The 9,883-nt window shown below is 59.9% G+C and carries 7 protein-coding genes; 2 read left to right on the top strand and 5 right to left on the bottom strand.

Features of this window, described 5'->3' with window-relative positions; all coding sequences use genetic code 11:
* Positions 1-22 precede the first annotated feature (22 nt).
* The 3 genes from AC6FTP_RS05560 to AC6FTP_RS05550 are packed head-to-tail and all read right to left on the bottom strand — an operon-like array spanning position 23 to position 3,379.
* Positions 23-1,306: a class I SAM-dependent methyltransferase gene (locus tag AC6FTP_RS05560; RefSeq protein WP_497205913.1), complete on the bottom strand. Its 1,284-nt coding sequence runs from the start codon at positions 1,304-1,306 to the stop codon at positions 23-25.
* A complete protein-coding gene (locus tag AC6FTP_RS05555) occupies positions 1,303-2,100 on the bottom strand; it encodes a DUF1365 domain-containing protein (RefSeq protein ID WP_497205912.1) in 798 nt (265 codons plus the stop codon). Before AC6FTP_RS05555 ends, AC6FTP_RS05560 begins: the two co-directional genes overlap by 4 nt.
* A 1-nt stretch (position 2,101) precedes the next feature.
* Complete coding sequence (locus AC6FTP_RS05550; RefSeq protein ID WP_497205911.1) at positions 2,102-3,379, bottom strand: NAD(P)/FAD-dependent oxidoreductase; 1,278 nt, start codon at positions 3,377-3,379, stop codon at positions 2,102-2,104.
* 145 nt (positions 3,380-3,524) lie between these two features.
* Between AC6FTP_RS05550 and AC6FTP_RS05545 the strand changes: the two genes are divergently transcribed.
* Complete coding sequence (locus AC6FTP_RS05545) at positions 3,525-6,587, top strand: PVC-type heme-binding CxxCH protein (RefSeq protein ID WP_497205910.1); 3,063 nt, start codon at positions 3,525-3,527, stop codon at positions 6,585-6,587.
* Positions 6,588-6,627: 40 nt separating this feature from the next.
* Complete coding sequence (locus tag AC6FTP_RS05540; protein ID WP_497205909.1) at positions 6,628-7,914, top strand: Gfo/Idh/MocA family protein; 1,287 nt, start codon at positions 6,628-6,630, stop codon at positions 7,912-7,914.
* Positions 7,915-8,202: 288 nt separating this feature from the next.
* Here AC6FTP_RS05540 and rplQ read toward each other — a convergent pair whose 3' ends face one another.
* Together rplQ and AC6FTP_RS05530 are read right to left on the bottom strand one after the other, a co-directional pair.
* Complete coding sequence (rplQ, locus tag AC6FTP_RS05535; protein ID WP_497205908.1) at positions 8,203-8,685, bottom strand: 50S ribosomal protein L17; 483 nt, start codon at positions 8,683-8,685, stop codon at positions 8,203-8,205.
* Between the two features lie 41 nt (positions 8,686-8,726).
* Positions 8,727-9,842 carry a DNA-directed RNA polymerase subunit alpha gene (locus AC6FTP_RS05530; protein WP_497205907.1) on the bottom strand — a complete coding sequence of 372 codons (1,116 nt, stop codon included), beginning with the start codon at positions 9,840-9,842 and terminating at the stop codon, positions 8,727-8,729.
* Between the last annotated feature and the right edge of the window lie 41 nt (positions 9,843-9,883).

The following is a 9,883-nucleotide window of genomic DNA, read 5'->3' as shown; positions in this document are numbered from 1 at the left end:
TAGCGGTGAAGCTGACTAAGGACTACCAAACCCGATGCAGCGCGCCGTTGTTCGGGCGGGTATAGACCGCTTGGACAACGCTGATGTTCCGCGTGGCGAAGGCGGCCTCGCAGTATTGGAGGTAGAGGTTCCACTTGCGGATGAAGCGGTCGTCAAAGCCGAGCTCTTTGACCTCATCGAGCTTGGCGTTGAAGCGCTCATACCATAGACGCAGTGTCTTGGCATAGCCTGCGCCGAGGTCTTCGAGGCCGTGGAGGAACATGTCGCCTGTCTTGTTCACGGCTTCATTGATGCGGGCCATGCTCAGCAGCAGAGAGCCGGGGAAGATGTGCTTCTGGATCCAGTCCACGCCCTTCTTGAGGTTGTCATAGCGGCAGTCCGCCGTGGTGATGACCTGGAAGGCGAGCAGGCCGTTTGGCTTCAGCACCTCGTGGCATTTGGCAAAGTAGCCATCCACATACGCATCGCCCACGGCCTCCAGCATCTCGATGGAGGCGATCTTATCAAACTGGCCGGTGATGTGCCGGTAGTCCTGAAGGCGGATCTCGATCAGGTGATCCAGCCCCTCACGCTTCACACGCTCCGTGGCATACTTGTGCTGCTCCTGGGAGATCGTCACCGCCGTCACGCGGCAGCCATGTTCGCGTGCCGCGTGGGTGCAAAAGCCGCCCCAGCCACAGCCGATCTCCAAAACATGGTCCGTGGGCTTCAACTCCAGCTTTTGGCAGAGGGCCTCATACTTGTTCCACTGCGCCTGGGCCAGCGGCTGACCTTCTTCCGTAAACTTCGCCGCCGAGTAGGTCATCGTTTCATCCAGCCACAGAGAGTAAAAGTCGTTCCCCAGATCATAGTGCTCCGCGATGTTGCGTCGGCTGGTCTTCACGCTGTTTGGCCGCAGGCGATGCAGCAGACGATTGTAAAACTTCAGCAGATTCGTGCCTGCCAGACGCGTCGATGAAGCCTTGCTGCCCTGTGTGGCGTGGATGTTTTGGATGAACCACGAGATCACTCCCGCCACATCATCGCTGTCCCAGTCACCTTCCACATAGGCCTCACCGAAGCCCACATTGCCAAACAACGCGCAGTGGCGGAAGAACTCCCAGCTCCGCACCCGCATCTCCAGGCCATGCTCGGCATCTTGAGCGCCCAGTGACTGGCTGCTGCCATCCGGCAGCACCATGCGCAGGCCTCCGATGGGAAAGCTGCGCAGAGTTTTCATGACGAGCTTTTCATAAAAACCCTCACGCCGTGCCAGAGGCTGCAGCGTGTCGAGTTCATCGGTAAGGGTGAGCGTGGACGAGTTCATGGCTTTGTCGGGAGAATGGAGCGGTGCGGACGATAGACCTCCCTCTGGAGTTCTGGCTGATCCGCTTTTCGATAAACGTGCAGACCCTTCATCCAGAGGCGTAAAGCATGCCAGTGGATAAGAAAAATCACCCGCAGGGTCACGAGCGGGTATTTGAAAAAGGCAGCCAACAGGCTGGCATCGTTCATCTCATGGCGCTCGCCCGTCAGCGTGGTGATGAGCGCCCGTTCGTCCCCGTCCTGGTCATCGACATGGATTTCCAGCTTCTCGCCCGGCAGCCTCAGCTTGAAGTCAAACTTCAGCTCCAGCCCGAAGAAGGGTGACACATAGAAGTGCTTTGGTGTCGCCAGTCGGAAGCGATCATGCTCAGCTTCGAACTCCGTCAGCACATACGGCTTCTGCTCGTGAAACGTGTTCGTCACCTCCGCCACAGCAGCCACGGGATCGCCTGCGGCATCAAAGGCATAGTAGAAGCACACCGGATTGAAGATATAACCCAGCACGCGGGGAAAGGTCAGCAGCATCACGCGAGTGATCCTCGTCGTGTCCACACCTGCTTCCTGCATGGTTTGCAGCACATTCGCCTTCGCCGTGCGGCTGTCTTTGATGATGTGATCGCTGTCGTAGAAGGAGAACAGACTCCAGCGGTTCCTCTTGAAGCCACGCAGCCGCGCGGAGAGCGAGTCCAGCTCATCTAGGTCCAGCCATAAGTAGAAGACGCCATACGCAAAGCGGTGCTGCTTCGGCCTGAGCCGATGATGCAGCACGCGGCAGCGGTAGAGCGCCGAGTTCATTCTACCACGGCTCCTCCCCGAGAAGGTCACGGCAGACATTCACGGCCGACATGAAGCCGTCTTCATGGAAGCCGTAGCGCGTCCAAGAACCGCAGAAGTAGGTCGTCTGATCGGGGGAGATCTGATTCAGCTCCGGCACCCGCTTCTGGGCAGCGGTGGCCTTCACGTCGAAGAGTGGATGCTCATACTGGATGCGCTTGATGACTTTCTCGGGCGCGATGGCGTCCTCGCCATTGATGCTGACAAAGTAGTTCGTCTTCTCAGACACGCCTTGCAGCAGGTTCATCCAGTAGTGCGTGCTCGGCTGGATCACGCCCCGCTGGTCAAACTCGATGTGGTAGTTCCACGCCGCCCAGCACTTCTTGGTCTTCGGCATGAAGCGGTCATCCGTGTGCAGCGTGGCCACATTCTGCTGATACTGAAAGGCGGGCAGGATCTCCATCTCCAGTTCTGTTGGTTCGGCCAGCATCCGCAGCGTCGTCGGAGTGTGGGTGGCCATGATGACCTTGTCATAGGTCTTTGGCGCATGGCCTTTGACATACACCACCGCCTTGCCATTCCGCCGATCCACTTGCTCCACCGGCGCATTCAGCCAGATGCTGTCGCGGAAGGGCGGGACCATCTTCCGTACGTATTGACGGCTGCCATCCACCACCGTCCACCAGGGGTGGCGCGTCTTCATGCCGAGGAAGCCGTGGTTAAACCAGAAGTGCATCAGCGTCTTGGCGGGGAACTCCAGCATCCGCTCCGGTGGGGTGGACCAGACCGCACTGCCCATCGGGATGATGTACAGGTCCAGGAAGTCCTGCCCATAGCCCCGTGCCGCCACATACTCCCTCAGCGTCAGCCCCTCCACACTGGGGTCATTCATCGCCTCCACGGTCTCTTCATTGAAGCGCTTGATCTTCAGCAGGAAGCTCCAGAAGCGGGGGCTCACCAGATTCTTCCGCTGTCCAAAGATGGTGTCTAGGTTCTTGCCGTTGTACTCATACCCGGTGGGAAGATGGCGGAGGCTGAAGGACATATCTGTGCGCTTCGTCTCCACGCCCAGCTCCTTAAAGAGGCGGCAGAGCAGGGGATAGGTCTGGTGATTGAAGACCATGAAGCCCGTATCAATCGGTAGTTCCTTACCATCCTCCGTCACCGTGACCGTGTTTGTGTGGCCGCCGATGTAGTCCGCCGCTTCATAGACGGTGATGTCGTGGCGCTGATGGAGGAAATGGGCGCATCCCAGCCCGGAAATACCGGAACCGATGATGGCAATGCGTTGTCGGGGCATGGATGAGCGGGGGGCGAGTAGGCTGATTGTTCGCCTGTGGACGCCCTGTGGATTCAGAAGGTTGCGCTCCACTGCTATAAAAATACCGGAAGCCGTGCTGCCTTGGGCTGGATGGCGGGGGGCGTTGGCGCGTTGGTAATGAACCATGCTCCTGACTATGAAAGCCGCGCCTGCCTTCCTGACTCTACCTTTGCTCCTGCTCGCCCCGCTGGCGATTGCCCAGGCTCCGAAAGATGGCATCCAGACGAAGACGACCTATGCGAAGGCCTATGGGGAAACGAAGAACGCGGTGAATGTCGATCCGGCGAAGGATCTGCCGCGCTATCCGGCGGTGGAGCCGAAGGATGCGCCGGGCACTTGGCAGGTGAAGAAGGGCTTTAAGCTGGAGTTGGTGGCGAATGAGCCGCAGGTGCGCGACCCCATCGCGGTCTGCTTTGATGAGCGCGGGCGCATGTTTGCCTGCGAGATGATCGACTACAGCGAGATGCGCGATGTGACGCCGCATCTGGGGCGCATCTCGATGCTGGAGGACAAGGATGGCGATGGCTTCTTCGAGAAGTCGCAAGTCTTCGCGGATGACCTGCCCTGGCCCACGGGCCTGACTTGGGCGAACGGCGGGCTTTATGTGGGGGCGACGCCGGACATCTGGCGCTTTGAGGACAAGGATGGCGATGGCAAGGCGGAGGTGCGGGAGAAGGTGTACACGGGCTTTGGCACGGGTTTAAAAATCCTGAACGTGCAGGGGCTGATGAACAGCTTCCAATGGGGCCAGGACAATCGCATCCATGTGCTGGCTGGCGGGGGCAATCGCGGGAAGATCAAGTGCCTGAAGCGCCCCGATCTGCCCGAGCAGGAACTGGGCGGACGCGATTTCTGGTTTGATCCGCTGACCCATGAGTTCGGGCTGGAGGTCGGTGGGGCGCAGTATGGCATGAGCTTTGACAACTACGGGCGGAAGTTCGGCTGCTCGAACTCGGATCACCTCCAATACTGGCTCTACGATGACCGCTACTCCGCCCGCAATCCCTACTACGACATGCCACCGAGCCGACGCAGCATCGCGGTGGATGGTGGAGCGGCGGAAGTCTTCCGACTGAGCCCGGACGAGCCCTGGCGCATCATCCGCACTCGCTGGCGCATCGCCGGTGTAGTGAAGGGGGCGGTCGAGGGCGGAGGTCGCGTGAGCGGCTACTTCACCGGTGCAACTGGCACGACGATCTATCGCGGCGATGCCTATGGGCCCGAGTTCGTGAACAACAGCTTCAGCGGCGATGCCGGTGGTCAGCTCATTCATCGCAAACAGATCCGTTATGCCGAAGACGGCATCAATTTGGTGGGCGAGCGTCCCGCCGACGAGCGAGGCTTTGAATTCGCCGCCAGCAAGGACACCTGGGTGCGCGTGGTGAACTTCGCCAATGCTCCCGACGGCTGCCTCTACGTCTGCGACATGTATCGCGAGGTCATCGAGCATCCCTGGAGTGTGCCGGATGAGATCAAGAAGCATCTCGACCTCAACAATGGCAACGATCGCGGTCGCATCTGGCGCATCTTGCCGGACAAAGGCGCTGAGCGCAAAGGGCAGAAGGTCACGCTGGCGGAAGCGAGCACCGAGGAACTGGTGAAGGCTCTCGGCCACACGAACGGCTGGCATCGCGACACGGCGCAGCGCTTGCTTTATGAGAAGCAGGACAAAGCGGCGGTGCCGATGCTGAAGGCGCTGATCGGCGGCGAGAACCATCTGGCGAAGATCCATGCGTTGAATGCGCTGACCTCGCTAAAGGCACTCGACTCGGCGGTGATCACTCAGGCGATCACGGACAAGGACGCGCAGGTGCGGGAAAAGGGTGTCGTGCTGGCGGCTCGCTTCAAAGCGGAGCATCTGGTGCTGGAAAACATCGCGCGTGCCAGCGAGGATGCGTCACCGCGCGTCCGCTTCACCTACGGGATGGTCCTGCCGCAGTTCTTTGAAGTCACGACACCCACCGCTGCGCTTTCTTTGGCGAGCCAGCAAAAGAAGCTGCTCGATCAAGCCTCTGGCAGTCCGCTCATGCTGGCGGCGGTGCTGAGCAGTGCGGGCACGCAGCCGGGCATCTTGCTGAATCAGATGACAGGCACGAAGTCATCCGGCCTGACGCCCGCTGTCGCCGAAGCCTTGTTTGGCATGATCGGCCAGCAGCGGGACGAGGCGGCGCTCAAGGATGCGTTGAAGCATCTGTCCTCGGATGATCTGACTCCGGCCGTGCGTCAGGTAGGCATCAAAGCCTTCGCCACAGGGCTTCGTCGCGGAGGCAGCTCCATCGCGAAAGTGGATGCGGAAGGCAAGCTGGCAGCCGTGTTTACCCAAGCGGCCTCTTTGGCCCAAGGCACGACGACTGAAGCCGCGAAGGTCGAGGCCATCGAGCTGCTTTCGCTCGCCACGAAGGAGCAGGGTGAGGCAGCGCTGACGGCCTGTCTCGGTGCCGATCAGAGCGAGCGCGTGCAAGCCGCTGCCGTGAAGGCTTTGAGTGAGCTGGCTGGCATGGCAGCGACGGCTTCGTTGCTCACTGCCTGGAAGGGTTTTAAGCCGCAGGCACGCACGGTGACACTCGCGACATTGCTCTCACGCGATGATGGAGCGCTCGCCTTGCTGGAGGCGATGGGCTCCGGCCCCGCTCCCACCGACCTCGCGGCGTCGCAGGTGCAGGATTTGATCAAGCACAAGAACGCCAAAGTCGCTGCCCTGGCAAAGACGGCACTCAAGTCGGTCATCCCGCCTTCGCGTGAAGAGGTCGCGAAGACCTTCGCGCCATCTGTGGGCATGAAAGGCGATTCAAAAGCGGGCCAGAACCATTACATCTCCCGCTGCATGGCCTGCCATCAAGCCAATGGCATGGGCATCGAAGTGGGGCCGAACTTCACCACGGTGAAAACGAAGGGCCGCGATGCCTTGCTGACCGCCATTCTGGAGCCGCATAAAGAAGTCGCCTCCCAATACATCGCCTACACGGTGAACACGAAGGAAGGCCAGACCGTGCAGGGCGTGATTACCTCTGACGATGCCAGTAGCATGTCCCTCAAGATGATGGGCGGTGCGGCGGTAACACTCCAGCGAGCCAATATCAAAGGAAGCAGTTCCACCGGCCAAAGCCTCATGCCCGAAGGCCTCGAAGGCGGCCTCAGTGTACAGGACATGGCCGACCTGCTGAGCTTTATCGAGGCGGCGAATTGACCGTGCTGACCAAACACTCTCTACTAAATACTTCCCACCCATGCCCACTAGCCCAGACTCTCCCAAAACCATCAAACTCGCTCTCGTCGGCGCCGGTATGTTCGGCGGTGATGTTCATCTCCGTGCTTATGCGGATCTTCAGCGCTTCGGTATCGCGGGGCAGCTTGCACGGGTGGGGCTGGACGAGCATTCGCGTGGGCTCGCACCGGTGAAGTTTGATCTCGTGGCGGTGGCGACGCGCTCGGAGGGCTCGGCGAAGAAGTCGGCGGCGGCTTTCAAAGCGATCACGGGCTGTGAGCCGAAGTGCTACCATGGTGAGGCACCCTGGGATGACATCCTGCGCGATTTTCCAGACCTGGATGTCATGGCCGTGGCGACGCCGGATCATCTGCACACGCAGCCGATTTTAGCCGCGCTGGCAGCGGGCGTGCATGTGCTCACTGAGAAGCCGATGTGCCTCACGACGCAGGAGTCGGACGAGATCATCGCCGCTGCGAAGGCGAAGAACCTGATCGTGGGCGTGGACATGCACAAACGCTACGACCCCGATCATCTCCGTATCCGCGATGACATCCAAAACCGCATTGGAGCGCCTCTTTACGGCACGGCCTATCTCGAAGAGCCGCTGGAGGTGAGCACGAGCACTTTCAAGTGGGTGGAGAGCAGTGATCCCTTCAGCTATGTGGGGCCGCATTGGACGGATCTGATCTGGAGCTACTACAAATCCAAGCCGGTGAGTTTGACAGCCGTCGGTCAGAAGAAGCGGCTCATCCGCGATGGCATCAACGCCTACGACGCCGTGCAGGTGCGTGTCGATTTCGACAACGGCATGAGCATCAACTTCCACAACAACTGGGTCACGCCTGCGGACTTCGAAGGTCCGGTGAATCAGGGGCACGAGATCGTAGGAGCTGATGGCAAGGTGGAGAGCGATCAGCAGTATCGCGGCTTCCGCTGGTGGAATGCAGGCGGCGGCTCACGCACGAGCAACAACCACTTCACCCGCGATGTCCTCCGCCACGATGGCACGAAGGCTTACATCGGCTACGGCGTGGATAGTCTCACGGTGGCGTTAGTGGCGATTTGTCAGGTGAAGTTTGCCGGAGCCAGTCGTGACTCGGTGGCGCATCTTTACCCGACGGCGGAGGAAGCCCGCATTACCTGCGCCATCGTGGATGCAGCGGCAAAGGTGCGTGATCTGAACTGGAAATACATGCAGGAAGGGAAGGGGGCCACGGTCACGGCCCGCTTTGGTGAAGATGGTATCACGATCATCGACCCCAACTCTCCACGGGTGTTCCAGAGCATTTACGGGAAGCCTTTGTAGATTCGAATGATCGGTTGGGCTCTGGATTCCAGTAGCCCGATCCTCTGCCAAAGGAATGCGGATACTGGCTCAATGCTTTAGTTTCTACCGTAACTGCCGGGTCGGCTCGAAGGCGTATTCGATGGCGGCGTTGCTGCCGAAGGTGGATTTGTGAATTCAGAACCCTGTTTTTCGGGACTTGGAGTGCGCAGCTGACAGAGAGCTTCCGGGAGGTGCGCCAAAAAAAGCGCGGATGCCTTTGGGGCATCCGCGCTGGGTCAGTGAACGAGTTGAAAACTGTTCTACCGTTTATTCAGCGGCTGCTTCAGCCTTGGCCTTTTTTGGCGCGCGCTTTTTTGGCGCGGCTGGGGCCTCTTCAGCTTCGGCGGTGACGACTTCGACTTCGGCTTCGACGGCCTTGCCAGCTTTGGGCACGTAAGCGTCCACCCACTCGATGAAGGCCATCGGGGCGGAGTCGCTGCGGCGTTGGCCGAGCTTGGTGATGCGGGTGTAACCGCCCTGGCGCTCTTTCGAGGCAGGGGCGATCTCTTCGAAGAGCTTCTTCACGATGCCTGGTTGATGCAGGGTGCCAATGGCCTGACGGCGGGCGTGGAGGTCGCCGCGTTTGCCGAGGGTCACGAGCTTTTCCGCGTAAGGGCGCAGTGCCTTGGCCTTGGCCAGGGTGGTGCGGATGCGGCGGTGTTCGATGAGGGAGCAGGCGAGGTTGGCCAGGAGGGCCTTACGATGGGAGGCGTCGCGCTGGAGCTTGGGAACTTTTCTTCCGTGGTTCATGTCTTTTCTGGAGTTCTAAAGGTGTAAATGGGAGGGGGGAATTACTCGTCGTCGTCGCTGTCGGGCATGTTGCTGTCGATCAGCTTGGTGAAGTCCATGGCGTCGGCTTCATCGTCGTCGGTCAGCAGGGTGCTGCGGGCGAGGAGGGAGACACCACCAGGGGTGGCTTCAAGCAGCGCGGCGTCGAACTTCATGCCGAGAGAGAGACCCAGTTCGGCGAGCTTCTCTTTGATCTCGGTGAGGGACTTCTTGCCGAAGTTGCGGTAACGCAGCATCTCTGCCTCGCTCTTCATGGCGAGCTGGCCCACGGAGGTGATGTTGGCGTTGTTGAGGCAGTTGGCAGCGCGGACGGAGAGCTCGATCTCGTTGACGCTCATGTTGAGCAGCTTGCGGAGTTCGGCGTTTTCCTCGCTCTGGGCTTCCGGGGCGGCTTCGAATTCGACGGCTTTGTCGTCGTAGTTGACGAAGACGTCGAGGTGATGGCGCAGGATGGCGGCGGACTGGAGGAGGGCATCATGCGGGGTGATGCGTCCGTCGGTCCAGATGTCGAGCACGAGCTTGTCGTAGTCGGTGTTCTGGCCAACGCGGGTATTGTCCACGTTGTACTTCACACGGGTGACCGGGCTGTAGATGGAATCGATCGGGATCACGCCAATGGGCATGTCTGGACGCTTGTTCTCTTCCCAGGAGGCGAAACCACGGCCGACGCGGACTTCGAATTCGCAGTCGAATTTGATCTTGCGGTCGAGGTGGCAGATGACGAGGTCCTTGTTGATGACTTCGTAGTGGTTGTCATCCTTGATGTCGCCAGCGGTGATGGAGCCGTCTTTTTCGCAGGTGATGGAAAGGAGGCGTGGCTCCTTGCTTTCGCTGTGATGGAGGAAGCGGACCTTCTTCAGGTTCAGGATGATCTGCACCACGTCTTCGACGACGCCGGGGATGGTGGAGAATTCGTGCTCAACGCCGCGAATCTTCACGGAGGTGATGGAGGCGCCTTCCAGTGAGGAAAGCAGGACGCGGCGGAGGGAGTTGCCGATGGTGTGACCGTAACCTTTATCAAAGGGTTCGGCGACGAACTGAGCGTAGGTATCTGTGGCCGTGGCTTCGTTTTTGACGAGGCGGTTCGGCATTTCGAATCGTGCGAGACGTGCTGACATGGGGTGTTGTGGGGTTGCCGGGTTACCTCCAGACGAGCCAT

It is taken from the genome of Prosthecobacter sp. (assembly GCF_044378005.1).
Taxonomy (GTDB): Bacteria; Verrucomicrobiota; Verrucomicrobiia; order Verrucomicrobiales; family Verrucomicrobiaceae; genus Prosthecobacter.
The sequence above is the reverse complement of the archived record's forward strand: the minus strand, read 5'-3'. Positions and strand labels throughout refer to the sequence as shown.

What these genes read in the sequence shown, in the direction of transcription:
- AC6FTP_RS05560 (WP_497205913.1), bottom strand. Translation starts at nt 1,306, where the DNA reads ATGAACTCGTCCACGCTCACCCTTACCGATGAACTCGACACGCTGCAG.
- AC6FTP_RS05555 (WP_497205912.1), bottom strand. Translation starts at nt 2,100, where the DNA reads ATGAACTCGGCGCTCTACCGCTGCCGCGTGCTGCATCATCGGCTCAGG.
- AC6FTP_RS05550 (WP_497205911.1), bottom strand. Translation starts at nt 3,379, where the DNA reads ATGCCCCGACAACGCATTGCCATCATCGGTTCCGGTATTTCCGGGCTG.
- AC6FTP_RS05545 (WP_497205910.1), top strand. Translation starts at nt 3,525, where the DNA reads ATGCTCCTGACTATGAAAGCCGCGCCTGCCTTCCTGACTCTACCTTTG.
- AC6FTP_RS05540 (WP_497205909.1), top strand. Translation starts at nt 6,628, where the DNA reads ATGCCCACTAGCCCAGACTCTCCCAAAACCATCAAACTCGCTCTCGTC.
- rplQ (WP_497205908.1), bottom strand. Translation starts at nt 8,685, where the DNA reads ATGAACCACGGAAGAAAAGTTCCCAAGCTCCAGCGCGACGCCTCCCAT.
- AC6FTP_RS05530 (WP_497205907.1), bottom strand. Translation starts at nt 9,842, where the DNA reads ATGTCAGCACGTCTCGCACGATTCGAAATGCCGAACCGCCTCGTCAAA.